This is a genomic window from Bradyrhizobium sp. Ce-3 (genome assembly GCF_022835695.1).
In the GTDB taxonomy this organism is placed as follows: domain Bacteria; phylum Pseudomonadota; class Alphaproteobacteria; order Rhizobiales; family Xanthobacteraceae; genus Bradyrhizobium.
In genome coordinates this window covers 104947-131249 of sequence record NZ_BQUV01000013.1, presented here as the reverse complement: position 1 = coordinate 131249, position 26303 = coordinate 104947, and the positions used below count along the sequence as shown (strand labels likewise).

Below are 26303 nucleotides of genomic sequence, written 5' to 3'. Positions count from 1 at the left end.
GTTGTCCCTCTCGTCATGCATTGGCCGGGGTCATCCGCGCGAAGACGCGCTTCGCGCTTTTGCCCGGCAACGACATCGTCGCTATCTGTCATCCAGTGAAGCCAGCAGGCGGTCGATCAGCGCCTGCGAGGCGCCCTGATAGGCCATCGGCTCGAACAATTCCGTGATCCGCCTGGCGTCGAGATGCGCGGTGACCTTGGCATCCGCCGACAGCAGGTCGCGCAAATGCTTCTTGTCCGCGACGGCTTGCTTGCTGGCGGCTTCGATCAGATGATGGGCCTCGCTCTTGCCGATCTTTTCGGCCAGCGCAAAGGTGACTGCTTCCGCCATGATCAGTCCATGGGTCGCATCGAGATTGGCGCGCATCCGCGCTGCGTCGACCTCGAGCCCTTCGGCGAGATCGACGATCGCGGCAAGCGCCCCTGATGTCACCAGCATCAGGCCCGGCAAGGTCGGCCATTCCGCATGCCATGGACCGGCGCTGCGCTCATGGTCCTGCACCTGGGCGGCAAGGATCGTGGCAGCGAGGTTCGGCGCCATGGTCGCGGCCCCCAGCGCGCTCGCGGCGGCGACCGGGTTGCGCTTGTGCGGCATGGTCGAGGAGCCGCCGCGGCCGGCGCCGGCGGGCTCGAAGGCTTCGCCGACGTCGGTCTGCATCATCAGCGAAACGTCGCGCGCGATCTTGCCGCAGCTGCCGGCGAGGATCGCGAACACCGAGGCGGCCTCGGCGATGCGGTCGCGGTGGGTGTGCCAGGGCGCATCCGGCAGCGGCAGGTCCAATTCCTCCGCAAGCGCGGCTGCGACCGTCATGCCCTTGTCGCCGAGTGCGGCGAGCGTGCCTGCGGCGCCGCCGAATTGCAGCGCCAGCGTCTCACGGCGCAGGCGCAGCAAGCGTTTGCGGGAGCGGTGCAGGGCGGCGGCATATTCGGCGAGCTTCAGGCCGAACGGCATCGGCAGCGCGTGCTGCAGCCAGGTCCGCGCCACCACCGCGGTGTCGCGATGGGTGCGCGCGAGCCCGGCAAAACCGGCGACGGCGCGGTCGAGGTCGGCGAGCAGCGCATCGATGCCGGCGCGCAGCGACAGCATGGTGGCGGTGTCGATGACATCCTGGCTGGTCGCACCCCAATGCACATAGCGCGCGGCCTCGGCATCCTTTTTGGCGACGTTGGCGGTCAGGGTCTTGACCAGCGGGATCGCCAGATTGCCGGATCGCGTCGCGGCATCGGCCAGCGCGGCGAGGCCGAATGATTCGGCCTTGCAGGCGGCGCCGATCGGTCCGGCGCTGGCTGCGGGAATCACGCCGCAGGCCGCCTCGGCGCGGGCCAGCGCGGCCTCGAAATCCAGCATGTTCTGCAGGGTGGCGGCATCGTCGCACACCGCACGCATCGCGGCGCTCGACAGCATCGGCGCAAGCAGGGGGGAGAGGGCTGTGCTCATAGGGCTGTACTCATCGCGCGCGACCTAACCATTCCTGCGCGTCGCTGCCAATGGCCCTGCGCTGCCGTCATATCCGGCACGCGGACCGCGCGATTTCGTGAACGATGCGCTCGGCTTGCTGCGGTTGCGAATATGCATCGCTCATCCTCCGAAGGTGCCCTTTCCTTTGCGGCCGGGCTGCTTTACTTGGGGGAAAGGTTTCTTGCGATCGAGGAGGTCCCCCATGGCCATGACAATGACCGGCGAAGTTCAGCTTGCAGCGCCGCGCCAGGCTGTGTGGGACAAGCTCAACGATCCCGAGGTGCTGAAGGCCTGCATTCCCGGCTGCGAAGAGCTGGAGAAGACCGACGAGGGCGGCTTCCGTGCCACCGCCAAGATGAAGGTCGGCCCGGTCTCCGCCCGCTTCAAGGGCAAGGTCATGCTGAGCGATCTCGACCCGCCGAACGGCTACAAGATCTCGGGTGAAGGCGAGGGCGGCGTCGCCGGCTTCGCCAAGGGCGGCGCCACCGTCGGCCTTGCCGACAAGGATGGCGGCACGCTTCTGAGCTACAACGTGGAGGCGCAGATCGGCGGCAAGCTCGCCCAGCTCGGCCAGCGCCTGATCAACGGCGCCGCCAAGAAGCTGGCCGACGAATTTTTTGCAAATTTCGCCAAGGCGGTGCAGGGTTAGCCCTGTCTTCCGGCTGGATTACCCAGGTCCGGCCATGTCTTCCCGCTATGCCCTGGATGGGTGGCTCGAAAGGTTGCCCATCGCGGGGCGCGCCCATATTATGCCGTCTGGAATGATTTTGAACCGCCTGCTTCGCCGATATGCGGTGGGGCAGATAAGAGAGTGCTGATGGCCAAGATTTCAATGATCGTGAACGGCAACCCCGTTAACGCGAACGTCGACCCCCGTACCCTTCTGGTCCAGTTTCTGCGCGAAAATCTGCGGCTGACGGGCACCCATGTCGGCTGCGACACCTCGCAGTGCGGCGCCTGCGTCGTGCATCTGGACGGCAAGGCGGTGAAGTCCTGTACGACGCTTGCGGTGATGGCCGACGGTCATGAGGTCAAGACCATCGAGGGGCTGGCGGCCGACGGCGCGCCGCTGCATCCGATGCAGGAGGCGTTCCGCGAGCATCACGGCCTGCAGTGCGGCTTCTGCACGCCGGGCATGATCATGACCGCGGTCGACCTGGTGCATCGCAAGGGCCACGACCTCTCCGACGAGGTGATCCGCGAGGAGCTGGAAGGCAATCTGTGCCGCTGCACCGGCTACCAGAACATCGTCGCTTCGATCGCCGCCGGCGCCAAGGCGATGGCCAAATCGGATCTCGCTTAATCAGCCATTCGTCGCGATCTGCGATCAGGACATTCCAATGTACGAATTCAAATATCATCGTCCCGGCACCGTGCGGCAAGCCGCCAATCTGCTGGTGAAGAACGAGGACGCCAAGCTGATCGCCGGCGGCCACACGCTGGTGCCGGTCATGAAGCAGCGGCTCGCGAGCCCGCCGCATCTGGTCGACCTCTCCCATATCGAAGGTCTCGACACCATCGAGATGAAGGGCCGCTCGCTGGTGATCGGCGCCACCGCCAAGCACGCCGAGGTCGCGAACTCCGCTGTCGTCGGCGAGGCGATCCCGGCGCTGGCCGAACTGGCCGGCCTGATCGGCGATCCCGCCGTGCGCCACCGCGGCACCATCGGCGGCTCGCTTGCCAACAACGATCCGACCGCCGACTATCCGGCCGCGGTGCTGGCGCTCGGCGCCACCATCGTCACCAACAAGCGCCGCCTCAAGGCCGAGGAGTATTTCCAGGGCCTGTTCTCGACCGCGCTCGAGGCCGACGAGATCATCACCAAGGTGATGTTCCCGCTGCCGAAGAAGGCGGCTTACGTCAAGTTCCGCAACCAGGCGTCGCGCTATGCGTTGGTCGGTGTGTTCGTGGCCAAGCGTCCCTCCGACGTCCGCGTCGCGGTCACCGGTGCGGGCTCCGACGGCGTGTTCCGCGTCACCGCGTTCGAGGAGGCCCTGAAGAAGCGGTTCTCGCACAAGGTGCTCGATGGCATCGCGGTCTCGGCCGAAGGGCTGAACAGCGACCTGCATGGCAGTGCCGAATACCGCGCGCATCTGATCGGCGTTTTGGCGCGCCGGGCGGTGGAAGCCGCGAACGCCAAGGACTAGATCCAAGGGACTAGATCCTAACTGGATCCCAAGGACTAGATCTAACGCGCGATGTTGCTAACCCCTGTTCGAAGACTGGTTGTTCCATGAGTGCATCGACGTTACCAACCTCCGTCGATGCGCTCGAGGGCATCCTGACCTCGCGCGGCTACCTCGCCGAGCGGTCGCTGGCGACCGTGACCTACCTCGCGCTGCGCATGGGCCGGCCGCTGTTCCTCGAAGGCGAGGCCGGCGTCGGCAAGACCGAGATCGCAAAGGTGCTGTCGGCGGCGCTCGGGCGCAAGCTGATCCGGCTGCAATGCTATGAAGGCCTCGACGTCGCCTCCGCGGTCTATGAGTGGAGCAGCGCGGCGCAGATGATCGCGATCCGGCTGGCGGAAGCCTCCGGCGATACCGATCGCGACCAGCTCGCCAGCGATATCTTCGCCGAGCGCTTCCTGATCAAGCGGCCGCTGCTCCAGGCGCTGGAGCCCGATGTCGCAGGCCCGCCGGTGCTCTTGATCGACGAGCTCGACCGCGCCGACGAGGCGTTCGAGGCGTATCTGTTGGAAATCCTCAGCGACTTCCAGGTCACGATCCCCGAGCTCGGCACCGTGAAGGCGCCGGCGCCGCCGATCGTGATCATCACCTCGAACCGTACCCGCGAGATCCACGACGCGCTGAAGCGGCGCTGCCTCTATCACTGGGTGGATTATCCCACGGCCGAGCGCGAGCTCGCGATCGTCAAGTCGCGGGTGCCGAACATTTCCGCAAAGCTGTCGCAGCAGGTCGTCCGCTTCGTGCAGGCGCTGCGCAACCAGGATTTCTACAAGTCGCCGGGCGTCGCCGAGACCATCGACTGGGCCACCGCGCTGTCGGAGCTCGACGCCCGCTCGCTGACCCCGCAGGTGGTCGGCGACACGCTGGGCGCGCTGCTCAAGTACCAGGACGACATCGCGCGGATGCAGGGCGATGCGCTGCAGAAGACATTGAAGGACGCGACGAGCGACTAGCTGGGTCGCGCGTCACAACATCGGTCGTCATTCCCCGATGCGCAATTGCGCATCTGGGGATGCGCCGTGAGGCGCAGGCCCGGAATCCATCACCACGATCGTGAGTATGGATTCCGGGCTCTCGCTTCGCGATCCCCGGAATGACGGGAGTGGATAGTTCGAATGGCGATCAACCACCTCGCGCCCCCGACCGGCCACATGGCCGACAACGTGATCGGCTTTGCCCGCGCGCTGCGGGCGGCCGGGCTCCCGGTCGGGCCGGGCTCGGTGATCGATGCGCTCGACGCGCTGCAGCTGATCGAGGTCGGCCATCGCGCCGATTTCTACGCCACGCTGGAGGCGATCTTCGTCAAGCGCCATGAGCATGCGCTGATCTTCCGCCAGGCCTTCATGCTGTTCTTCCGCGCCGCCGAGGAGTGGAAGAGCATGCTGGATTCGGTGCCGCTGCCCGACCACGCCAGGAAGAAGCCGCCGCCGGCCTCGCGCCGGGTCCAGGAGGCGATGGCGCAGCCGGCGAAGAGCGAGGAGCGGCCGCAGGCCCAGGAGCAGGAGCTCAAGCTCTCGGTCTCCGACAAGGAGATCCTGCAGAAGAAGGACTTTGCGCAGATGACCGCGGCCGAGATCGCCGAGGTGACGCGCGAGATCGCCAGGATGCGGCTGCCGCAGGCCGAACTCGTCACTCGCCGCTACCAGCCGGATGCGCGGGGACTGCGGCTCGACATGCGCCGCACCGTGCGCAACTCGCTGCGCACCGGCGGCGAGATCATCGATATCCGCAAGCTCGGCCGGATCGAGAAGCCGGCGCCGATCGTGGCGCTGCTCGATATCTCCGGCTCGATGAGCGAATACACCCGCCTGTTCCTGCATTTCCTGCACGCCATCACCGACTACCGCAAGCGGGTCTCGGTGTTCCTGTTCGGCACCCGCCTGACCAATGTGACGCGCGCGTTACGGGCGCGTGACCCCGACGAGGCGCTGGCGAGCTGCACGTCCTCGGTGGAGGACTGGGCCGGCGGGACCCGGATCGCGACCTCGCTGCACAGCTTCAACCAGCTCTGGGCTCGCCGGGTGCTCGGCCAGGGCGCCATCGTCCTCCTTATATCCGATGGACTAGAACGGGAGGCTGATGCCAAACTGGCCTTCGAGATGGACCGTTTGCACCGCTCCTGCCGCCGCCTGATCTGGCTCAATCCGCTGCTGCGCTACTCCGGCTTCGAGGCCAAGGCGCAGGGCATCAAAATGATGTTGCCCCACGTTGACGAATTTCGCCCGGTGCATAACTTGACGTCCATCAAGGGCTTGATCGGGGCGCTGTCATCGCCGCCGCCGGCGCACCACCGCAGCCTGATCCGCTCCGTAGCCTAAGAAGCCTGACCCATAAGCAGGAGGCCACCATGCTGAACCGCGACGAAGACATCCTGCAGGCCGCCGAAACCTGGCAGAAACAGGGCCACGGCGTGGCGCTCGCCACCGTGGTCGAGACCTGGGGTTCGGCGCCGCGCCCGGCCGGCTCCAGCCTGGTCATCAATGACGACGGCACGTTCTTAGGGTCCGTTTCCGGCGGCTGCGTCGAGGGCGCCGTGGTCACGGAAGCGCTCGACGTGATCGCGAGCGGCCAGCCAAAAATGCTCGAATTCGGCGTCGCCGACGAGACGGCCTGGAATGTCGGCCTGTCCTGCGGCGGCACCATCCGCGTGTTCGTCGAGAAGGTCGGTTAGCCGTGAAACTCGAGATCCTGAAAGAGCTGAACGCCGAGCGCGCCGCGCGCCGCCCGGTGATCATCGTCACCGATACCGCCAACGGCGAGCAGCGGCTGGTCAAGGCTGCGGACATCGCCGCCGATCCGTTGCGCGCCGAGCTCGCAAAGCAGCTCAGGATGGGCAAGAGCGGCAATGTCGAGGTCGCAGGCAAAAAGCTGTTCCTCAACGTCTACGCGCCGACCGCAAAGCTCGTGATCATCGGCGCGGTCCATATCAGCCAGGCCCTGGCGCCGCTGGCGCGCTCGCTCGACTACGACGTCACGGTGGTCGATCCGCGCACGGCGTTTGCAAGCCCCGAGCGTTTCCCCGACGTGCCGCTGGTCGCCGAATGGCCCGACGTCGCGCTGCCGCCGCTCAACGTCGATCACTACACGGCGTTCGTCGCGGTGACGCACGATCCGAAGATCGACGATCCGGCGCTGCTGCACGCCTTCGACCGCGACTGCTTCTATATCGGCGCGCTCGGCTCGCGGAAGACCCACGCCAAGCGCGCCGAGCGGTTGCGCGCGCAAGGAGCGAAAGACAGCGACATCGCGCGCATCCACGCGCCGATCGGGCTCGACATCGGCGCGGTGTCGCCGTCGGAGATCGCGGTCGCGATCATGGCCGAGATCACCGCGCAGCTGCGTCTGCCTCCCAAAGAAAAAGAAGAAGCGGCATGAAATTCGGTCCCGCCAGTCCGGCCGACGCGATTGGCGGCGTCACCGTGCATACGCTCCGCCAGGGCGCGCTGGTGCTCAAGAAGGGCACCACGATCGGCCCTGACGAGGTCGAGGCACTGACCAAGGCCGGCGTCAAGGACGTCGTCGTGGTGCGGCTGGAGGAGGGCGACGTCTCCGAGGACACGGCTGCCGCCAGCATCGCGCAGGCGGTGGCGGGCGAGGGCGTCAATGTCGAGCGCGCCTTCACCGGCCGCGCCAATCTGTTCGCGGGGCGTCCCGGCGTGCTGGTGGTCGATCGCGCCGCGGTCGACCGCATCAATGGCGTCGACGAGGCCATCACCTTCGCGACGCTTGCAGCCTTCAAGCCGGTGGTCGAAGGCGAGATGATCGCAACCGTCAAGCTGATCCCGTTCGGCGTCGAGGGCCGCTTGTGCGATGCCGCCGTCGCGGTCGCCGGCAAGGATGCGCTGCGGATCGCGCCTTACGTGATCAAGAAGGTCGGCGTGGTCTCGACCTTGCTGCCGGGCCTCGCGCCGAAGGTGATCGACAAGACGCTGCGCGTCACCGCCGAGCGGCTGGCGCCGGCCGGCGCCACTATCATCGCCGAGCGGCGCGTGCCGCATGACGAGACGGTGCTCGCGGCCTCGATCAGGGAATTGCTCGGCCTCGGCGCCGAGCTCGTCATCGTGTTCGGCGCATCGGCGATCGCCGACCGCCGCGACGTGATTCCGGCCGCCATTACCGAGATCGGCGGCGCCATCGAGCATTTCGGCATGCCGGTCGATCCCGGCAATCTGCTCCTGATCGGCAGCGCCGGCGGCGTGCCGGTGCTGGGTGCGCCGGGCTGCGCGCGCTCGCCGGTCGAAAACGGTTTCGACTGGGTGCTGATGCGGCTGCTCGCCGGCATCAAGGTGACGCGATCGGATCTCACCGGCATGGGCGTCGGCGGTCTGCTGATGGAGATCGTGACCCGGCCGCAGCCGCGCACCGTCCCGGACACCGAAGGCAACCGCAACGTCGCGGCGATCGTGCTCGCCGCCGGACGTTCGACCCGGATGGGCGGCCCGAACAAGCTGCTCGCCGAGCTCGACGGAAAGAAGCTCGCGCGCATCGTTGCCGAGCAGGCGCTGGCCTCGAAAGCCTCGGAGGTGATCGTCGTCACCGGGCATCAGGCCGATCTGGTCGAGCGGGCTCTGCAAGGTCTCAAGGTCAGGTTCGTCCGCAATCCGGATTTCGCCGGCGGTCTCGCCAGCTCGGTGAAGGCGGGCATTGCGGCGGTATCCGACAAGGCCGACGGCGCCATCGTCTGCCTCGGCGACATGCCGTTGATCGATGCGCAGCTGATCGACCGCCTGATCGAGACCTTCGCGCCCGACCGCGGCCATCTGATCGCAGTGCCCGTCAGCGAGGGCCGCCGCGGCAATCCGGTGCTGTGGTCGCGCCGTTTCTTCAGGGAATTGATGACGCTCGACGGCGACATCGGCGCCCGTCATCTGATCGCCAAGCATGCCGAGGCGGTTGCCGAGGTCCCGGTCGAAGGCAACAGCGCCTTCCTCGACATCGACACGCCGCAGGCGCTGGAAGCGGCACGGCGGGGCTGAACATTCTCCGCGTCGTCCCGGCGAAGGCCGGGACCCACCACCACCGAATTTTGTTGTTGATCGGACAGCAGCCCCAGCTCTGCAAACCAACCTGCATTTGTGGTTATAGGTCCCGGCCTGCGCCGGGACGACGTTGGAGTTGCGCGCATCAACCCGTCATTCACCATCTGGAAACGACCCCTGCGTAAAGTCCGCGCCGGACTTTGGGGGATTTCCGCTTGATCATTTCGACCGCCGCCGCGCAGCGTCGCGCGCTGACTTTCCTTGTCCTGACATTGCTGATTGGCGCCACGCGTTTCTCCGTGGAGACTTTCGTCCCCAAGGCGCACGCGGCCGGTGCGTTCGCGGTCGGCAAGTGCGGGGCGTATGGCCAGGCCTATGACTATCCCGCCGAGGGCGCGGCGCGCGCCGCGGCGCTGAAACAGTGCAAGGGCGATTGCACGGCCGTCACCATGAAGCGCGCCTGTGCCGCGCTTGCGATCGACATGAAGAATCCCTGCGGCGCCCATGGCTACGCGGTGGCGCCGAAGATCTCGAGCTCGCTCAATGCCGCCACCAAGAAATGCTACGACTATGGCGGCAAGGAATGCGTGATCCGCGCTTGGGCCTGCGACGCCAAGGGGTAGGGCGGCCGCCGATCCGCGAGGTCCGCTTGGTGGGCAAAGCGCGCTGTCGCGCTCAGACGGCACCATAGAAGTGTCGGTATTGCCAGGCGGCGTCGCGCTCCAATTGGTCTTCGGACCACGATTGGTCTTTGAACCGCGTGACCGACATCGGCGATAGATCGATGGGCGGCTTGCCGTCCACGATCCAGGCCGCAAGCGCCTCGCCGACGGCCGGCGAGATCGAGAGGCCGGCAACGTTGCACCCGCTGGCAAAATAGAACCCGGTCACGCCGGCGGCCGGGCCGAGAATATGATGGCCGTCGGCGGTCATCGTCGGAATGCCGCCGCGAAATTCCCGCACCTTGGCGGTTTGCAGGAATGGCAGCTGATCCTTCACTTCATCGGCGGCCGCATGAAGCACTTCGATGTCGAGCGGCATGTCCTTGACGTCGAAGCCGGCTTCGAGCGATTGCATGTCGAAGAAGCGCGGCGTTTCCTCGTAGACGCCCCACAGGAAGCCACCCTGACACGGGCGCGCGTACACCGCGGCATCCATGATGCGGATCATCGGCAAGTCGGCACGCGCGCCATCCAGCGGCTCGGTGACGATCAGTTGCTGCCGGGTCGGCACCAGCGGCACGCGGATCCCGCTTGCCTCCGCGACCTGCCGTGTCCACGCACCGGCTGCATCGACGACAACCGGGCTTTCGATGACGCCGTTCGTGGTAGTCACGCCGATCACGATGCCGCCGACGATGTTGACGGCGCGCACGTCGGTCTTCGGCAGCAAGGTTGTGCCGTTGACTGCGGCGGCCGTGGCGAAACCGACGGCAACCTGCGCCGGGTCGAAATACCGGTCGTCGCCGATCCGCATCGCCGCGACGACACCCGCCGGCTGCAAGAACGGATTGAGACCGCTCGCCTCTTCCGGAGAGATCAGCTCGACATCGATGCCGGCGCGGCGTCCGCGCGCAAAATCGTCCTTGATCACTTCGGCGTCCTGCGGCCGGCGCGCGATCTTCAGGCTGCCCGAATGCACCCAGTCGAGCGGCTGGCCGGTTTCGTCCGTGAACGCCTCGATCTTGCGGCACGCGTCCTTGATGAGGCCAATCATCAGGTCGCTCTTGCGCACGCAGCTCACCATGCCTGCAGCGCGTGGCGAGGTTTGCGATCCGATCTCATGCTTGTCGACAAGCGCGACGCTGAGACCCCCACGCTTGCTCAGGTAATAGGCTGTGGCCGCGCCCAATCCGCCCGAACCAATCACAACAACATCGGCCTTGCTGATCATGATGCAATGCCCTGAAAATATGCTGTGGTTATCAAACCCGCGTAGCTTACTACGCAGCGCACCAGCTGACCATTGCCTTCGTTGCCGGTGCGCGGCTGAGCCCGCGGCGCCTTGCTGTCGCAATTCTTCGTCGCCGGCGCGGAATGGCTGCTTCAGGTCGGCAAGCCGCCCTTAGATCCCTTAAGAAACTAACGTCAGCGCCTAGCAGGCGGAGGAGGGATGCAGCGTCAGAGCTGGTGTTTGTCGCTAACCTGAGGATAGATTTATCGCCATGCAGTTCGACACCAAGATCGCGGTCGTGATCCGCACCGACCTGGAAGTCTGGCAGAAGCTCAACGTGGCGTCGTTTCTCGCCGGTGGCATCGCAGCTTCCTTTCCCGAATGCATCGGCGAGAATTATGAGGACGGCTCGGGGACGAAATATCTGTCCCTGATCGGCCAGCCGATCCTGATCTACGGCGCCGACCGTGCGCAGCTGTCGCGGGCACTGGAGCGCGCATTGGCGCGAGACGTGAAGCCTGCGCTCTACACCGAGGACATGTTCAGGACCACGCATGATGCCGCCAACCGCGAGGTGGTGAAGGCGGTGGCGCGGGGCGACCTCAACCTGGTCGGTCTTGCCTTTCGCGCCGAACGCAAGGTCGTCGACAAGATCCCCGACGGGCTGAAGTTTCACGCCTAGCGGCGGTACGCCGCCGTGTTCCATTGGCTCATCCCGCAAGTAGATATTTCAGGGGGGAGGGGCCGCAGAGCCTGATGCGTTTGGCGGCAGGATGCGATGTTCGATCTTTACATTGAGCTGCGCCGCGGCTTTTTCTGCAATCGACAGGAATTGCTGCGCCTTTTCCGTAAGGGGGTGCCGCGTCAGAAGGTTGATCCAGATATTCTTTCGCAACGCCTCCGGTCGAACCTCATAGATCTGACCGCTTTGAACAAAATCGAAATAGGCGTTGAACTTGGCTTGCAGGGCCAACAAGTGCTGCAACTCATCCGACCAGTCCCAGCCATCGATAATCGTCAGGAAAATCGCTGAGCCGTCCCTGGCGGTGCTGATCGCATCAATAACGTCCACCTTGTCCAACGACATCGACCCGATCCCGATTTCTTTCTCACGATAACCCGCTGAGTGAAGCTTCGCTATGCGTCCGCAAGCAAGGCCCCAGGCCAACGCAGCGGGCCAACTCTATCCTTCGTCATTCCGGGGCTCGCGAAGCGAGAGCCCGGAATCCATTCATCCAGAAGTTATGCCGCTTGATGGATTCCGGGCTCGTGCTTCGCACGCCCCGGAATGAAAAGGAGGGCGCGCCTCTCGTTGCGCGACACCCATGGGGGCGATCGCTGCCCGGCTTTTCCCTGCGCCCCCTGATCGTAAGATCAGCGAAAACAGCCAGAAAGCTCGGGGTTTAGGCCACGAGGGCACGGCCTTATCCGGTCATCCCAGGCTGAACCCTCAAAGGAACGCTCGGCGCCGCCGCGCGTTTCCTTGATCGAATTGACAATGACTGACCAGTCAGTCATAATGTGGCCATGACAAAGCGCACCGAAAAGACGACCCGCACCCAGCCCGCCAGGCGCCGCACCGCGATGCGCGCTGCGGCGGCGAGGATCCCGAAGGTGGCCTCGGCAAAACTGCCTGAGGCGAAGCCGCCGGCGAACCGCGCCGAGAAATCGGCGGAACGGCGCGCCGCGATCATCGAGGCGGCGATGGACGAGTTCATCGCGCGCGGGTTTGCCGCGGCGCGGCTCGACGACGTCGCCAAGCGCGCCGGCGTCGCCAAGGGCACGCTCTACCTCTACTTCAAGGACAAGGAATCGATGTTCGAGGAGCTGATCCGCACCGCGCTGGTGCCGCTGATCGGCCGCTTGACCACGTTGCCCACCATCACCGGTCCGGTGCGCGACGCGGTGGAGGGTTTCGCCGAGACCTTCATGCGCGAGGTCGTGGCGACCCGGCGCGGCGACATCATTCGCCTGATCGTCTCCGAGGGACCGCGCTTTCCGGCGATCGCCGACTTTTACTTTCGCGAGGTGGTGTCGAAGGGCCTCGCCGGCATGAAGGCGCTGGTCCAGCTCGCGATCACGCGCGGCGAGATCAAGCACCGCGAGCTCGGCGACTTCCCGCAGCTGATCGTTGCGCCCGCGATCGTCGCGGTGATCTGGCACAGCCTGTTTGCCCGGCACGCGCCGCTCGATGGACTCGCGATGTTCAAGGTTCATCTCGATCTGATTTTCGGCGAACGGAGGAAGACATGACCGCGTCGCGCATGATGAAGCTGATCGCAGCCGTCGCGCTGGCGGCGGCGCTGGCCGGTTGCAAGGAGAAGCGCGATCCCGGCTTCCAGGGCTGGGTCGAGGCCGACATGATCTTCGTCAGCCCGGATGAATCCGGCCGCGTCATCAAGCTCAACGTGCGCGAGGGCGACGAGGTCAAGCCCGGCGATCAGCTCTATTCGGTCGACGACGATCTGCAGCGCGCCGATCTCAACCAGAACAACGCGACCCTCGCCAACGCCCAGCAGAGCTATGACCGCGCCGCCTCGCTGCGCGGCACCGGCGCCGGCACCCAGGCCAATCTGGATTCCGCGGTCTCGGCGCTGCGCGTCGCGGAGGCACGCGTCAACACCTCGCAGACCCGGCTCGACCGCCGCAAGGGCTTTGCGCCGATCGCGGGCTCGATCCAGCAGATCTATTTCCGCGAGGGCGAGATGGTGCAGGCGCAGCGGCCGGTGCTGTCGATCATGCCGCCCGGCAACATGAAGCTGCGCTTCTTCGTGCCGGAGACCGAATTGCCGAAGCTCGCGCTCGGCGACGAGGTGCGGGTGACCTGCGACAATTGCGCGGCCGATCTCACCGCCAAGATCTATTTCATCGCTACCACCGCGGAGTACACGCCGCCGGTCATCTATAGCCTCGATGAGCGCAACAAGCTGGTCTATCTGATCCAGGCGCGGCCGAGCCGGCCCGATAGCTTACGCGTCGGCCAGCCGATCAGCATCTACCTCAACCCCAAGACACCGGTGGCGGAGCGCAGATGAACGGCGGCCCCACCAGCGCGCAGCCCGACGGATCGCGCATCGCGATCGATGTGAAGGGGCTGACCAAATCGTTCGGCGGGCGAGAGGTCGTTCATGACCTGTCGATGCAGGTCAAGCGCGGCTCGATCTACGGCTTCCTCGGTCCCAATGGCAGCGGCAAGACCACCACCATCCGCATCCTCTGTGGCCTGCTGACACCAGACAGCGGCGAGGGCACCTGCCTCGGCTACGACATCCGGCGCGATGCCGACAAGATCAAGCGCAAGGTCGGCTACATGACGCAGCGCTTCAGCCTCTACCAGGATCTGTCGGTGCGCGAGAATCTGGAGTTCGTGGCGCGGCTTTACGGCATGCCGGACGCGCGCGGCGCCGCGGCCGACATGATCGCGCGGATCGGGCTGAAGGGGCGCGAGGAGCAGCTCGCCGCCAATCTCTCCGGCGGCTGGAAGCAGCGGCTCGCGCTCGGTGCCTGCACGCTGCCCAATCCGCAGTTGCTGCTGCTGGACGAGCCGACCGCCGGTGTCGATCCCAAGGCGAGGCGCGATTTCTGGAACGAAATCCACGCGCTTGCCGCGGAGGGCCTCACGGTGCTGGTCTCGACCCACTACATGGACGAGGCCGAGCGCTGTCACGAGATCGCCTACATCGCCTACGGTCATCTGCTGGCCCACGGCACGGTGGACGAGGTGATCGCGGCCTCCGCGCTGTCGACCTGGACGGTGACCGGCGAGGACTTCAACGGCCTGATGGCCGAGCTGACGAACAAACCCGGCGTCGACATGGTGGCGCCGTTCGGCACCAGCCTGCACGTCTCCGGCCGCGACAAGGCGGCGCTCGAGGCCGCCATCGCGCCTTATCGCGATGATTCAAAGTGGCACTGGCAGCCGAGCGAGCCGTCGCTCGAAGATGTCTTCATCGATCTGATGGGACGCTCCAAAGATAATTTTCAGGGGTAGGGTCCGATGAGGGCAACGGATACGATCCGCAATGGCGAAGACAGGGAGCCGGCATTCGGCTTCTGGCGGCGCAGCTATGCGATGCTGGTCAAGGAATTCATCCAGCTCCGCCGCGACCGCGTCTCGTTCGCGATGATCATCATGCTGCCGGTGATGCAGCTCACGCTGTTCGGCTATGCCATCAACACCACGCCGCGCAACCTGCCGACCGCGGTGCTGACCCAGGAGGACACCGACCTCGGCCGCTCGATCCTGAAGGCGATGGAGAACACCGCCTATTTCCATTTCGTCCGCGAGGTCCACACCGTCGAGCAATTCGACGAGCTGCTGCAATCCGGCAAGGTGCTGTTCGGCGTCGAGATCCCGCGCGGCTTCGAGCGTGCGGTGCGCCGCGGTGACAGGCCGGCGCTACTGGTTGCCGCCGATGCCACCGACCCGACGGCGGCGGGCTCGGCGCTTGGCGCGCTCGGGCCTTTGGTGCAGACCGCGCTGGCGCATGACCTGCACGTCGGCGATCCCCCGGACATGCCGTTCGAGATCCGCGCCCACGCCCGCTACAACCCGGCGGCGGATTCGCGCCTCAACATCGTGCCCGGCCTGGTCGGCACCATCCTGACCATGACCATGCTGATCTTCACCGCGCTGTCGGTGACGCGAGAGATCGAGCGCGGCACCATGGAGAGCCTGCTGTCGATGCCGATCAAGCCGGTCGAGGTGATGTTCGGCAAGATCATCCCCTACGTGCTGGTCGGCTTCATCCAGGCCACCCTGATCATCGCGATCGGCATCCTGCTGTTCGGCGTGCCGGTGCTCGGCAGCCTGACGCTGCTGGCGCTGCTGACCACGCTGTTCATCACCACCAATCTGTCGATCGGCTACACTTTCTCGACCATCGTGCAGAACCAGCTGCAGGCGATGCAGCTCTCGATGATGTTCTTCCTGCCGAGCATCCTGCTGTCCGGCTTCATGTTTCCGTTCGCCGGCATGCCGGTCTGGGCACAATATATCGGCGAGGGGTTGCCGCTGACCCACTTCGTCCGCATCGTCCGCGCCATCATGCTGAAGGGCGCGGCGATGCCGAACCTGCAATACGACACCATCGCGCTCGCCGCCCTGATGCTGTTCGCCATGACGGTGGCCGTGACGCGCTTCCGCCGCACGCTCGATTGACGTTATGATGGACCCCATCAATGATCGTCATTCCGGGGCGGTAGCAAGCGCCGAACCCGGAATCTCGAGCTTCCCGGTCTGGTCGTTCGGACCATTCCGGCATGACGGGGTGGGGGACATGGCCGAGTATTGGGGGACCAAGGACAGGACAGCGCGGGACACGTCCCTATCCGCAGACTTCCATCATGCCCTGATGCAGGAGGTGATGACCACCGAGCTGCTTCGCATCAAGGTGCTGGTCGGCATCGCCGCGGTGTTCGCGGTGATCACCTCGACGATCTACTTCACGGCGCCCGAGGCGCTGGCCCGGGTCTGGCACGGCAATTTCAAGCCGTCTTATATCTACTCCGTGATTGTGCCGTTCATCCTGTTCGAATTGTGGGTGCACGGCGCAATCACCAGGCACCAGAAGCAGGGCCGCGACCTGCCGATCGTGAGGCGCTATGTCGGCGTCCTGATCGAGACGTCGATGCCGACCGTCGCGCTCGCGCTGCATATCGACAGCATGGGCCCCGTCGCGGCGCTCGGCTGGGTCGCTCCGTTCGTCTATTTCATCTTCATCATCGCCTCGACCTTGCGGCTCGATTTCTGGCTGTCGGCCTTCACCGGCTTTGTCGCGGCTTCGGAGCTGTTCTGGATGGCGATGTATTACCGCCCCGAGGGGACGCTCGATCCCGAGCCGGACTTCTTCTATCATGCCGCGCGCAGCGTCGTGATCCTGGTTTCGGGCCTGCTCGCGGGCGCGGTCGGTGCGCAGTTGCGGCGGCAGTTCGGCGCCAGTATCATGGCCGCCACCGCGCGCGATCGCATCACCAATCTGTTCGGCCAGCACGTCTCGCCGCAGGTGGTCGAGCGGTTGATGACGGAAGGCGCCTCCACGAGCAGCGACATCCGCCGGGTCGCCGTGATGTTCGTCGATTTCCGCAGCTTCACCGCGGGTGCGCGCTCGCGTTCGCCACAGGAGGTGGTGGACCGGCTCGACGGCGCCTTTGCCGTGCTGGTCGAGATCCTCGACCGCCATGGCGGCATCGTGAACAAGTTTCTCGGCGACGGCTTTCTCGCGCTGTTCGGTGCGCCGTTCGAGACCGGGGACGCCGCGCATCAGGCGGTCGCCGCGGCGCGCGAGATGCTGGCCGCCAACGAGCGCACCAATGCGCAGTCGAGTTGGCCGCTGCGCATCGGCATCGGCATCCATATCGGCGAGGTCGTCGCCGGCAATATCGGCTCGCCGCGGCGCAAGGAATACACCGTGATCGGCGACACCGTGAACTTCGCTGCGCGGCTCGAGGCGCTCAACAAGGAGCTCGGTTCGCAATTCCTGATCTCCTCCGCGGTGCGCGACGCGCTCGGCGACGACTGCACGGACGCCGTCTCGCGCGGCGAGATCCCCGTGCGGGGTTACGAGCACCCGGTGCCGGTCTGGCAATTGGGGTAGGCCGAACCTTCCAGATCGGTTAAGGTATTTTAGTAGTGATTGACCTCTCGTCATATACTCATATAGATGACTAGATGAATTCAGCCCTCGACGACCGCCTGCCACGCTACCAGCGTCTCCGCGACGATCTCGCCGCGCGCATCAACCGCAATGAATGGCGGCCGGGGGACCTGATCCCGTCGGAAGCCGAGCTCGGCGCGCATTACGGCGTTGCGATCGGCACCGTGCGCAAGGCGATCGATCAGCTGGTCTCGGACGGCGTGCTGGAGCGCCAGCAGGGCCGCGGCACCTTCGTGCGCCGCGCGCGGTTCAATTCCTCGCTGTTCCGCTTCTTCCGCTTCCAGTCCGAAAGCGGCGAGCGCCGGGTGCCGCAGAGCCGCATCCTGCGGCGCAAGGCGATGCCTGCGACCACGGCGGTGGCGTCGGCGCTGCGCATCGGCGCCGGCGAGCCCGTCATCAGCCTGTCGCGCCTGCGGCTGATCGACGACGTGCCGCTGCTTGCGGAAGAGATCTGGCTGCAACGATCGCGCTTCGAGGCGCTGCTCGCGCTCGAGACCACCGAGTTCGGCGATTTGCTGTATCCGCTCTACGAGGATCGCTGCGGCCAGGTCGTGGTCTCCGCCGATGAAATCCTCACCGTCGAGATCGCGACCGAGATGCAATCGCGCCTGCTGCGGCTCGAGGCCAACGCGCCGCTGATCGTGATCGAACGCCTGGCCTTCGATCTGGAGCGGCGGCCGATCGAATGGCGCCGCTCGCGCGGGCCGGCGGATCGCTTCCGATACCACGCCGAGATCAGATGAGCGCGGCAAGCAATTAAAACAACACAAGACATTTCAGGGAGGAATGATGGTGAACTGGTACAGCGAATGCTCGCCGCTCGAACGGCGCACCTTCTGGGCAAGTTTTGGCGGCTGGGGGCTCGATGCGCTCGACGTCCAGATGTTCAGCCTCGCGATTCCGGCTTTGATCACCGCATTCGCCATCAGCAAGGCCGATGCCGGGCTGCTCGGATCGGTCACGCTGTTCTTCGGTGCGTTCGGCGGCTGGCTCGGCGGTGCGCTCGGCGACCGCTTCGGGCGGGTGAAAGCGCTGCAGATCACGGTCGCGACCTTCGCGCTCGCGACCTTCGCCTCGGCTTTCGCGATGAACTACAGCCAGCTCGTGGTGTTGAAGGCCATTCAAGGCGTCGGCTTCGGCGCCGAATGGGCCTGCGGCGCGGTGCTGATGGCCGAGATCATTCGCGCCGAGCATCGCGGCAAGGCGCTCGGTGCCGTGCAGAGCGCCTGGGCGGTCGGCTGGGGCGCAGCGGTGCTGTTGTCGGCGCTGGTCTTCACCTATGCGCCGGCCGACATCGCCTGGCGGATCCTGTTCGCGGTCGGCCTGATCCCGGCGCTCTTGATCCTTTACATCCGCCGCGGGTTGAAGGAGCCGCCGCGCGCCGCGTCGCGCGCGGCCGAGCCGCCGTTCTTCGCCACGCTCGCCGGAATCTTTCACCGCGACGTGCTGCGCTCGACCCTGATCGGCGGCCTGTTCGGCATCGGTGCCCATGGCGGCTATGCGGCGCTGACGACGTTCCTGCCGACTTATCTGCGCGAGGTGCGGCACCTCTCGGTGCTCGGCTCCAGCGCCTATCTCGCCGTGATCATCGTCGCTTTCTTCTGCGGCTGCGTGGCCTCGGGGATCATCAGCGATCGGATCGGGCGGCGCGCCAATGTGACGCTGTTCGCCGCCGCCTGCGTCGTGACGGTGCTGGTCTACATCTTCGCGCCGCTGTCCAATTCGCAGATGCTGGTGCTCGGCTTCCCCCTGGGGTTCTTCTCGGCCGGCATTCCCGCCAGCATGGCGGCGCTGTTCAGCGAGCTCTATCCGGCCGGCGTGCGCGGCACCGGCGTCGGCTTCTGCTACAATTTCGGCCGCATCGTCTCCGCGGCGTTTCCCTTCCTGGTCGGCTACCTCAGCGATCACATCGGCCTTGGGGCCGCGATCGGGATCGACGCGGCGTTCGCCTATTCGCTGGTGCTGGTCGCGGTGCTGATGCTGCCGGAAACCCGCGGCAAGGTTTTCGAGCAGGCCACTGCCGCGCGCGCGTGATGATGGGGAATGATCATGACATCGGACCAACATGGGCTGACTCGGCGCCGCTTTGCCGCGGGAATGGCTGCCGCGCTGTCGGCGGGCGCATTGGCGAGCAGGGTGAGGGCTGAGGTGCCGAAGTTGGCGATCGATACCCACGCCCACGTCTTCCATCGCGGGCTGAAGCTTGCGCCGGGCCGGCGCTACGCGCCCGACTACGACGCGCCGCTCGCGCTCTATCTGCAGCAGCTCGACCAGAACGGCATCAGCAATGGCGTGCTGGTGCAGCCGAGCTTTCTCGGCACCGACAATTCCTATCTGCTCGAATGCCTGAAGGCGACCAATGGCCGCCTGCGCGGCATTGCCGTTGTCGATCCCACGGTTCCGGCGGAAGAGCTTCGTGAGCTCGATCGCGCCGGCGTCGCGGGCATCCGCCTCAATCTGGTCGGGCAGACGCTGCCCGATCTGACATCGGGCGCGTGGACCGCATTGCTGGGCGAGATCAGGACGCTCGACTGGCAGGTCGAGATCCAGCGCAATGCCGGCGATCTCGCCATTCTCGCGCCGACGCTGCTCGACCAGGGGGTGAAGGTCGTGTTCGATCACTTCGCCTTGCCCGATCCGAAGCTTGGCGTCGACGATCCCGGATTCCAGTCGGTGCTCAAGCTTGGCGCGACGCGCAATGTCTGGGTCAAGATCTCCGCACCGTATCGCAACGGCGCGGCCGGCGAATCCTTCGCGAAGCAGGCCTATCCGCTGCTGCGCAACGCCTACGGCGTCGACCGTCTGCTGTGGGGCAGCGACTGGCCGCACACCCAATTCGAGGCGACGCAGAGCTACGCCAGGAACCGCAAATTTCTCGACGAGCTCGTCACCGATGCCGACGAGCGTGCCCGTGTGCTCGCATCGCCGCGCGAGCTGTTTCGATTCTAGAAGCATGATCCGGAAAAGTGCGAAGCGGTTTTCCGAAAAAGATCATGCTCAAACAAGGCGCGCGTGATTGTACCGAGTGCTCTGACGGGCGTTCCTGCTGCTGTGCTACGATGACGTCATCGGAATGACCGGCACAAGGACACGCACAATGCAGCGGCGCTATATCACCGTCGACGTTTTCACCGATCGCGCCTTCGGCGGCAACCCGCTCGCCGTGGTGCTCGACGCCGAGGGGTTGTCGACCGGACAGATGCAGGCGATCGCGACCGAATTCAACTATTCCGAGACGACCTTCGTGCTGCCGCCGCAGGACAAGGCCAACGACGCCCAGGTGCGCATCTTCACGCCGGTCAGGGAATTGCCGTTTGCCGGGCATCCCAATGTCGGGACTGCATTCGTGCTGGCGCAGCTTGCGAAGCAGCCGAAGCCGCGTCTGGTATTCGAGGAGAAGGCGGGGCTGGTGCCGGTCGACATCACGCGAGAGGACGGCAGGGTCGTTGCCACCGAACTGACTGCGCCGCAGCCGCTGTCGCGCCTGGGGCAGTTCTCCGCCAGCGAGGTCGCGAGCCTGATCTCGCTCACGGCAGACGACGTCAGAACGGATCGCCAGGCACCGCAGGTGGTCGGCGTGGGAACGCCATTCCTGGTCTTCGAGGTCGCATCGCGCGATGCGGTACGTCGGGCAAAACCGGATGCGGCGGCGTTCGCCGGGTTCTTTCCGCGTGACGGCGCATTCTCCGCGTACTTCTACACGCGCGATGTTCCGGCCGCGGAGCAGCCTTGTGATTTGCAGGCGCGGATGTTCTTTCCGGGATCGAGCGGCCTGATCGAGGACCCGGCCACGGGCAGCGCCACGGTCGCCGCGGCCGCGCTGCTTGCGGCGCTCGATCCATTGCGCGATGGCGCCCTGAAGCTGACGGTCGGCCAGGGTTTTGACATGGGCCGCCCGAGCCTGCTGCTGACCCGCGTGCGCAAGCAAGATGGCGCAGTCCTATCCGCGCATGTCGGCGGGGCCTGCGTGCAGATGATGCAGGGAACGCTGAACCTGGCGGGAGAGGGAGGCTAGACCTGCGGCGCGACCAGGTTCTCGATCTTTACGCCGTCGCGCTCCTCGATGATCTCGGCGATCCAGCGGCGGTGGCAGTGCTCGTGGTCGCGCTCGTAGCAGAGGATGCAGACCGGGCCGGACTTCTTCACCAGCGCCGACAGCTCGTCGAGCTCCTCCTTGGCCTGCACCGTCTTCAGATGCGCCGAATAGATCTTGTGCAGCAGCGCATATTGCCCGCTGCGCGCCGCCTCCCGGCCGCTCTTCGGCGTGCCGAGGCCGCGCAGATGCACGTAGCCGATGCCGCGCTCGTCGAGGCCGGCGGCGAGCTGGGTCTTGGAGAAGCCGGGCCGGCGCGAGGAGGCGACCGCTCGCACGTCGACCAGCAGCTTGACGCCGGCCTGCGCGAGCTCGTCGAGCACCGCCTTCGACGGCGTCTGCTCGTAGCCGATGGTGAACAGCCTCTTCGCCTTCGCCATCGGCTCGCCCTCACTTCACCCGTTCGATCAGCTCCATCGCGCCCGCCGGCGCGCGGATCTTGCCCTCGTGGATCACGTAGGCGAACACATCGCGCGGCGTTTTCCTCGGCGCTGCTTTGTCGACCTTCGGCAGGTCGTCCGGCTCGCCGCCGGCGGCCCAGTCCTGCAACCGCTTGGCCCAGGCGTCGAGCTGCTTCGGCGGATAGCAGGTCTTCAATTCGTCATTGCCCTTCTGCAGCCGGGCATAGACGAAGTCGCTCGCGACGTCGGCGATCGCCGGATACTTGCCGTGCTCGGCGAACACGACCGGCACCGCGTGCTCGCGAATGAGGGCGATGAACTCGGGCACCTTGAAGCTGTCATGCCGCACCTCGACGACGTGGCGCAGTGCGCGGCCGTCGAGCTTGCGCGGCAACAGCTCGAGGAACTTGCCGAAATCGGCGCCGTCGAACTTCTTGGTCGGCGCGAACTGCCACAGGACCGGGCCGAGGCGGTCCTTCAGTTCGAGCACGCCCGAATCATAGAAGCGCTTCACCGAATCGCCGGCCTCGGCGAGCACGCGGCGGTTGGTCGCGAAGCGCGGCCCCTTCAATGAGAAGATGAATCCATCAGGCACTTCGCTGGCCCATTTGCGAAAGCTCTCGGGCTTCTGCGAGCCGTAATAGGTGCCGTTGATCTCGATCGAGGTCAGCTTCGAGGCGGCGTAGGACAGCTCCTTCGCCTGCGTGAGCTTCTCCGGATAGAACACGCCGCGCCACGGCTCGAAGGTCCAGCCGCCGACGCCGATATAGATATTGCCTGCGTCTGTCCTGGTGTCTGGCTTGGCGTTTATCTTGGCGTCGGTCTTGGCGTCTATCTTGGCGTCGGTCTTGGTCTTGGTCGCCTTGGTGGGAGCTTTGGCCACGACTGCACTCATCGTGAGGGAGGGAACGGGAGCAAGAGTAGTCAAAATAATCGTGATTGGCCAGTTTGCCAGATTGGCGCGGTGGTGCTTATCGTGATTGCCGGTGTTGGCTAGGATGCCGAAAAACGGGAGAGAACAACAATGCGCATGCTGGTTGCGGCCGCCCTCTTGATGACGTCCTTCGCCGCCATATCGTCCGCTGCCATACCGTCCGCTGCAATGGCCGATGAGGTCGACGATGCCCACAAGCTCGCGATCACCGGCCGTGACGCCTACTGGAATTGCCTGGCCCGCGAATATCCTCGCGACAGCAACAAGGCGATGTCCGATCAGGAATTCACCTCGCTGATCGCCAATGTCTGTCCCTCCGAGCGGCAGAATTTCCGGGTGTCGCTGATCGACTTCCTGACGCTGCAGTTTCCGAAGCAGGATGCCGACGCCAATCTGACCACCGCCAACCGCGCGATCGAGCTGGCGCAGAAGGACATCGTGACCGCCTTCGTCAGGCGCCGGGCCGCGGCGAAATAGGTTCCCGAATCCTGTTGCGGCCGGCCGATTTTTGATATCAATCCGCGCAGGCGAGGGGATCATCGGCATGAGATCACAATCGACGGCAGGCTTCCTGGGCGCACTGGTCGCAGCCATCGCGCTGGCGGCGGCGTTCATCTACGGGCCGTCGCCGAGCCAGCTCCGCAACCCGACCCAGCCCGCAGCCGTGCAGCCGCAGGCGGCTCCTGCTGCTGAGGCCGCGCCCGCGGCGCCGCGCGGCCCGGTGATCCGGGAAGTCCCCAACAACTAGCGCCAAAACCCCTTACCGACTGCCTCTTGCAGACTGCCCCTTGCGGACCGCCCCTTGCGGACCGCATGGCGGCTTCCTACCTACCTCATAACGGCGACGTTGCAGCTTCAGGGCTCCGGCGCTGGGACGACCACGACAATGTCGGCTGCGCCGGATGTACGCGCGCCCCTTGTTCGTGGTCGTTGGCATTTTCGGGGTATTTTGCCCCGTTTTCCCGCTTTCCGAGACAGCGTTCGGGCCGGCCTGCCTTGGCAGCGGCGGAGGCTGCGGCTATACGCTGGCGCTCATGACTGACGCCATCAAGCTAGCCCCCGAAACCGCCTTGCAGGCAGCACGTTTGCCGCAGCTTTCGGTGGTCGTCCCGACCTTCAACGAGCGCGACAACGTCACGGTGCTGTACCGCCGGCTCGACGCGATCCTGAAGGACGTGTCCTGGGAAGTCATCTTCGTCGACGACAATTCGCCTGACGGAACCTGGGACGTGGTGCGCGCGCTGGCGCGCAAGGACTCCCGCGTGCGCTGCGTCCGCCGAATCGGCCGGCGCGGCCTGTCCGGCGCCTGCATCGAGGGCATCCTGGCCTCGAGCGCGCCCTATGCCGCCGTGATGGACGCCGACCTCCAGCATGACGAGAGCCAGCTTCCGAAGATGTTGGCACTGCTGGAGAGCGGCGAGGCCGAGCTCGTGGTCGGCAGCCGCTATATCGAGGGCTACAAGGCCGACGGCTTCAACAAGCAGCGCGCCGGCGCCAGCGCCTTCGCCACCGAGATCGCGCGCCGCGCGCTCAAGGTCGAGATCGCCGACCCTATGAGCGGCTTCTTCATGATCCGCCGCGACCGGTTCGAGCAGCTTGCGCCGCAGCTCTCGACCCAGGGCTTCAAGATCCTGCTCGACGTCGTGGCGAGCGCGGACGGCAAGCTGCGCGCGGTCGAAATTCCCTACACCTTCGGTGCCCGCCAGCATGGCGAGAGCAAGCTCGACTCCATGGTCGCGCTCGACTTCCTCGGCCTGGTGCTGGCGAAGCTGACCAATGACCTGATCTCGCTGCGCTTCATCCTGTTCGCGGCGGTCGGCGGGCTCGGCCTGCTGGTGCATCTGTCCGTGCTGTTCATCGCGCTGGAATTGTTCAAGGCGCCATTCCCGGAGGCCCAGGCCACCGGCGCGATCGTCGCCATGACCAGCAATTTCATCCTCAACAACTTCCTGACCTACCGCGACCAGCGGCTGAAGGGTTTCGGCATCCTGCGCGGCCTCTTGCTGTTCTATCTGGTGTGCAGCGTCGGCCTGCTCGCCAATGTCGGCGTCGCGTTCTCGGTCTACGACCAGGAGCCGATCTGGTGGCTTGCGGGCGCGGCCGGCGCGCTGATGGGCGTGGTCTGGAACTACGCGATGTCCGGGCTGTTCGTCTGGCGCAAGCGATGACGGTGGCATGAACCCGAGCGAGGCGCGGCTGGCCCGGAACACCGCCCTTGCGGTGTGCGCGCTGGTCGTGTTGCGGCTGGCCGCCGCCGCATGGACGCCGCTGACCTTCGACGAAGCCTATTACTGGATGTGGTCGAAAGCGCTGGCCGGCGGCTATTACGATCATCCGCCGATGGTCGCGGTGGTGATCCGGCTCGGCACGATGATCGCGGGCGATACGGCGTTCGGCGTGCGGCTGGTGTCGATCCTGCTCGCGCTGCCGATGAGCTGGGCGATCTACCGAACGGCCGAGATCCTGTTCGGCGGCCAGCGCGTCGCGGCCAGTGCTGCGATCCTGCTCAATGTCACGCTGATGGCCGCGGTCGGCACGCTGATCGTGACACCCGATGCGCCGCTGCTGGTTGCGGCGAGCTTCCTGCTCTACGCGCTTGCCAAGGTGCTGGAGAGCGGCCGCGGTGCGTGGTGGCTTGCGGTCGGCGCCAGCGCCGGCATGGCGCTGCTGTCGAAATACACCGCGCTGTTCTTTGGTCCCGCGATCCTGATCTGGCTTGCCGTCGTGCCGAAGCTGCGGCGCTGGTATCTCTCGCCGTGGCTCTATCTCGGCGGCCTCGTTGCCGCCGGCCTGTTCGCGCCGGTCATCCTCTGGAATGCCGATCACCACTGGGTGTCGTTCATCAAGCAGATGGGCCGCGCCCGGATCGAGGATTTCCGGCCGACCTACATCGCCGAGCTGATCCCGACGCAGTTTGCGTTCGCGACGCCGCTCGTCTTCATCCTCGGCGTGATGGGCCTTTACGCGCTGTTCCGGCGCCGCGCCGGCGCAATGGGTGCGCGCGCGCTGGTCAACACGATGTTCTGGACCATCGTGGTCTACTTCACCTGGCACGCGCTGCATGCGCGGGTCGAGGCCAACTGGTTCGCGCCGGTCTATCCGGCCTTTGCGGTGGCGGCCGCGGTCGCCGCGATCCAGGTGCAGTGGGCGCCGCGCGAGCAGCGCACGATCGATTTCTGCCGCCGCTGGGCCGCGCCGACCGGCGTCGTGCTGTTCGCGCTATTGATCGTGCAGGCCAACACCGGTCTGCTCTCCGCCTACCGCCGCGACGCCACCGTGCGCAGCGTCGGCGTCGGCTGGCAGGAGCTCGCAAGCGAGATCGAGGCGGCGCGGGTGCGGTCGGGCGCGAGCTGCGTGCTCGCGGCGGACTACGGCACCACCGGCTGGCTGGCCTTCTACCTCCCGAAGAGCACCTGCGTCGCCCAGCAGGGCCAGCGTATTCGCTGGGTCAACATGCCGGAGCCGAGCCCGGCACAGCTGTCCGGCAAGCTGCTCTATGTGCATGAGGTCGAGCAGGCGATGCCGGCCTCGCTGCGCGACAATTTCGCCCGTGTCGAAACCGTAGCCGAGGCCAAACGCATGCGCGGGCCGCTGGTGATCGAGACATACGCGCTCGACCTGCTGAAAGGGGCGAAGGGCGAGGTCCTTGACCGTTCGCCGCCGCCGGAACTGCAATAAGATCGTCGCCGTCGAGTGTCGGATC

28 protein-coding genes are annotated in these 26303 nt (G+C 65.8%); 23 read left to right on the top strand and 5 right to left on the bottom strand.

Translation table 11 applies throughout. From position 1 onward, the window contains the following. Nucleotides 1–81 precede the first annotated feature (81 nt). A complete protein-coding gene (locus BRSPCE3_RS34085; protein ID WP_244071202.1) occupies nucleotides 82–1437 on the bottom strand; it encodes a 3-carboxy-cis,cis-muconate cycloisomerase in 1356 nt (451 codons plus the stop codon). Nucleotides 1438–1660: 223 nt separating this feature from the next. Between BRSPCE3_RS34085 and BRSPCE3_RS34080 the strand changes: the two genes are divergently transcribed. From BRSPCE3_RS34080 to BRSPCE3_RS34040, 9 genes are all read left to right on the top strand, one after another. Further along, the gene (locus BRSPCE3_RS34080; protein ID WP_021077805.1) at nucleotides 1661–2107 is read left to right on the top strand and encodes a carbon monoxide dehydrogenase subunit G; all 447 of its coding nucleotides are present in this window, start codon (nucleotides 1661–1663) and stop codon (nucleotides 2105–2107) included. A 168-nt stretch (nucleotides 2108–2275) separates the two neighbouring features. Then, a complete protein-coding gene (locus BRSPCE3_RS34075) occupies nucleotides 2276–2761 on the top strand; it encodes a (2Fe-2S)-binding protein (protein ID WP_021077804.1) in 486 nt (161 codons plus the stop codon). 37 nt (nucleotides 2762–2798) lie between these two features. Then, complete coding sequence (locus BRSPCE3_RS34070) at nucleotides 2799–3605, top strand: xanthine dehydrogenase family protein subunit M (RefSeq protein WP_244071200.1); 807 nt, start codon at nucleotides 2799–2801, stop codon at nucleotides 3603–3605. 86 nt (nucleotides 3606–3691) lie between these two features. Beyond that, nucleotides 3692–4597 (top strand): MoxR family ATPase, encoded by a 906-nt coding sequence (locus BRSPCE3_RS34065; RefSeq protein ID WP_244071198.1) that lies wholly within the window; start codon nucleotides 3692–3694, stop codon nucleotides 4595–4597. A gap of 162 nt (nucleotides 4598–4759) precedes the next feature. After that, nucleotides 4760–5962: a VWA domain-containing protein gene (locus BRSPCE3_RS34060; RefSeq protein ID WP_244071196.1), complete on the top strand. Its 1203-nt coding sequence runs from the start codon at nucleotides 4760–4762 to the stop codon at nucleotides 5960–5962. Nucleotides 5963–5991: 29 nt separating this feature from the next. Further along, on the top strand, nucleotides 5992–6315 hold the full coding sequence (locus BRSPCE3_RS34055) for an XdhC family protein (RefSeq protein WP_021077800.1): 324 nt from the start codon (nucleotides 5992–5994) through the stop codon (nucleotides 6313–6315). 2 nt (nucleotides 6316–6317) lie between these two features. Beyond that, nucleotides 6318–7019, top strand: coding sequence for an XdhC family protein (locus tag BRSPCE3_RS34050; protein WP_050629204.1), 702 nt, complete (start codon nucleotides 6318–6320; stop codon nucleotides 7017–7019). Then, on the top strand, nucleotides 7016–8620 hold the full coding sequence (locus tag BRSPCE3_RS34045; protein ID WP_244071193.1) for an NTP transferase domain-containing protein: 1605 nt from the start codon (nucleotides 7016–7018) through the stop codon (nucleotides 8618–8620). Before BRSPCE3_RS34050 ends, BRSPCE3_RS34045 begins: the two co-directional genes overlap by 4 nt. 218 nt (nucleotides 8621–8838) lie before the next feature. Further along, nucleotides 8839–9246: a DUF4189 domain-containing protein gene (locus BRSPCE3_RS34040; protein ID WP_244071191.1), complete on the top strand. Its 408-nt coding sequence runs from the start codon at nucleotides 8839–8841 to the stop codon at nucleotides 9244–9246. Between the two features lie 52 nt (nucleotides 9247–9298). Here BRSPCE3_RS34040 and BRSPCE3_RS34035 read toward each other — a convergent pair whose 3' ends face one another. Beyond that, on the bottom strand, nucleotides 9299–10516 hold the full coding sequence (locus BRSPCE3_RS34035; protein WP_244071189.1) for an FAD-binding oxidoreductase: 1218 nt from the start codon (nucleotides 10514–10516) through the stop codon (nucleotides 9299–9301). A 271-nt stretch (nucleotides 10517–10787) separates the two neighbouring features. Between BRSPCE3_RS34035 and BRSPCE3_RS34030 the strand changes: the two genes are divergently transcribed. Continuing rightward, nucleotides 10788–11198: a DUF2000 family protein gene (locus BRSPCE3_RS34030; protein WP_244071187.1), complete on the top strand. Its 411-nt coding sequence runs from the start codon at nucleotides 10788–10790 to the stop codon at nucleotides 11196–11198. Between the two features lie 48 nt (nucleotides 11199–11246). Here BRSPCE3_RS34030 and BRSPCE3_RS34025 read toward each other — a convergent pair whose 3' ends face one another. Beyond that, nucleotides 11247–11603 (bottom strand): DUF6572 domain-containing protein, encoded by a 357-nt coding sequence (locus BRSPCE3_RS34025; protein WP_244071185.1) that lies wholly within the window; start codon nucleotides 11601–11603, stop codon nucleotides 11247–11249. A gap of 440 nt (nucleotides 11604–12043) precedes the next feature. Here BRSPCE3_RS34025 and BRSPCE3_RS34020 point away from each other — a divergent pair, with 440 nt between their 5' ends. The 9 genes from BRSPCE3_RS34020 (at nucleotide 12044) to BRSPCE3_RS33980 (ending at nucleotide 21187) form a co-directional block, all read left to right on the top strand. Next, the gene (locus BRSPCE3_RS34020) at nucleotides 12044–12769 is read left to right on the top strand and encodes a TetR/AcrR family transcriptional regulator (protein ID WP_375709998.1); all 726 of its coding nucleotides are present in this window, start codon (nucleotides 12044–12046) and stop codon (nucleotides 12767–12769) included. Continuing rightward, nucleotides 12766–13551, top strand: coding sequence for an HlyD family secretion protein (locus tag BRSPCE3_RS34015; RefSeq protein WP_244071181.1), 786 nt, complete (start codon nucleotides 12766–12768; stop codon nucleotides 13549–13551). The genes BRSPCE3_RS34020 and BRSPCE3_RS34015 overlap by 4 nt, the downstream gene beginning before the upstream one ends. Next, nucleotides 13548–14507, top strand: a complete 960-nt coding sequence (locus tag BRSPCE3_RS34010) for an ABC transporter ATP-binding protein (protein WP_244071179.1) — start codon at nucleotides 13548–13550, stop codon at nucleotides 14505–14507. Before BRSPCE3_RS34015 ends, BRSPCE3_RS34010 begins: the two co-directional genes overlap by 4 nt. A gap of 6 nt (nucleotides 14508–14513) precedes the next feature. Further along, the gene (locus BRSPCE3_RS34005) at nucleotides 14514–15677 is read left to right on the top strand and encodes an ABC transporter permease (protein ID WP_244071178.1); all 1164 of its coding nucleotides are present in this window, start codon (nucleotides 14514–14516) and stop codon (nucleotides 15675–15677) included. 118 nt (nucleotides 15678–15795) lie between these two features. After that, a complete protein-coding gene (locus tag BRSPCE3_RS34000; RefSeq protein WP_244071176.1) occupies nucleotides 15796–17112 on the top strand; it encodes an adenylate/guanylate cyclase domain-containing protein in 1317 nt (438 codons plus the stop codon). A gap of 74 nt (nucleotides 17113–17186) precedes the next feature. After that, nucleotides 17187–17915, top strand: a complete 729-nt coding sequence (locus tag BRSPCE3_RS33995) for a GntR family transcriptional regulator (RefSeq protein WP_244071174.1) — start codon at nucleotides 17187–17189, stop codon at nucleotides 17913–17915. Nucleotides 17916–17961: 46 nt separating this feature from the next. Beyond that, entirely contained in the window at nucleotides 17962–19206 is a 1245-nt protein-coding gene (locus BRSPCE3_RS33990; protein WP_244071172.1) for an MFS transporter, read from the top strand. 15 nt (nucleotides 19207–19221) lie between these two features. Beyond that, entirely contained in the window at nucleotides 19222–20121 is a 900-nt protein-coding gene (locus tag BRSPCE3_RS33985; RefSeq protein ID WP_244071170.1) for an amidohydrolase, read from the top strand. A 148-nt stretch (nucleotides 20122–20269) separates the two neighbouring features. Next, nucleotides 20270–21187 (top strand): PhzF family phenazine biosynthesis protein, encoded by a 918-nt coding sequence (locus BRSPCE3_RS33980; protein ID WP_244071168.1) that lies wholly within the window; start codon nucleotides 20270–20272, stop codon nucleotides 21185–21187. Here the strand turns inward: BRSPCE3_RS33980 and BRSPCE3_RS33975 are convergent. Together BRSPCE3_RS33975 and BRSPCE3_RS33970 are read right to left on the bottom strand one after the other, a co-directional pair. Then, the gene (locus BRSPCE3_RS33975) at nucleotides 21184–21645 is read right to left on the bottom strand and encodes a DUF488 family protein (RefSeq protein WP_244071166.1); all 462 of its coding nucleotides are present in this window, start codon (nucleotides 21643–21645) and stop codon (nucleotides 21184–21186) included. The genes BRSPCE3_RS33980 and BRSPCE3_RS33975 overlap by 4 nt on opposite strands. A gap of 10 nt (nucleotides 21646–21655) precedes the next feature. Further along, nucleotides 21656–22549, bottom strand: a complete 894-nt coding sequence (locus BRSPCE3_RS33970; RefSeq protein ID WP_375709997.1) for a DUF72 domain-containing protein — start codon at nucleotides 22547–22549, stop codon at nucleotides 21656–21658. Between the two features lie 141 nt (nucleotides 22550–22690). Here BRSPCE3_RS33970 and BRSPCE3_RS33965 point away from each other — a divergent pair, with 141 nt between their 5' ends. The 4 genes from BRSPCE3_RS33965 to BRSPCE3_RS33950 all read left to right on the top strand — a co-directional run bounded on the left by BRSPCE3_RS33965 (nucleotide 22691) and on the right by BRSPCE3_RS33950 (nucleotide 26278). Beyond that, nucleotides 22691–23077 (top strand): hypothetical protein, encoded by a 387-nt coding sequence (locus BRSPCE3_RS33965; protein ID WP_244071161.1) that lies wholly within the window; start codon nucleotides 22691–22693, stop codon nucleotides 23075–23077. 67 nt (nucleotides 23078–23144) lie between these two features. Beyond that, nucleotides 23145–23348 carry a hypothetical protein gene (locus tag BRSPCE3_RS33960; RefSeq protein ID WP_244071159.1) on the top strand — a complete coding sequence of 68 codons (204 nt, stop codon included), beginning with the start codon at nucleotides 23145–23147 and terminating at the stop codon, nucleotides 23346–23348. 286 nt (nucleotides 23349–23634) lie between these two features. Next, a complete protein-coding gene (locus tag BRSPCE3_RS33955) occupies nucleotides 23635–24768 on the top strand; it encodes a glycosyltransferase family 2 protein (RefSeq protein ID WP_244071157.1) in 1134 nt (377 codons plus the stop codon). 7 nt (nucleotides 24769–24775) lie between these two features. Further along, nucleotides 24776–26278: a glycosyltransferase family 39 protein gene (locus BRSPCE3_RS33950; protein ID WP_244071155.1), complete on the top strand. Its 1503-nt coding sequence runs from the start codon at nucleotides 24776–24778 to the stop codon at nucleotides 26276–26278. Nucleotides 26279–26303 lie beyond the last annotated feature (25 nt).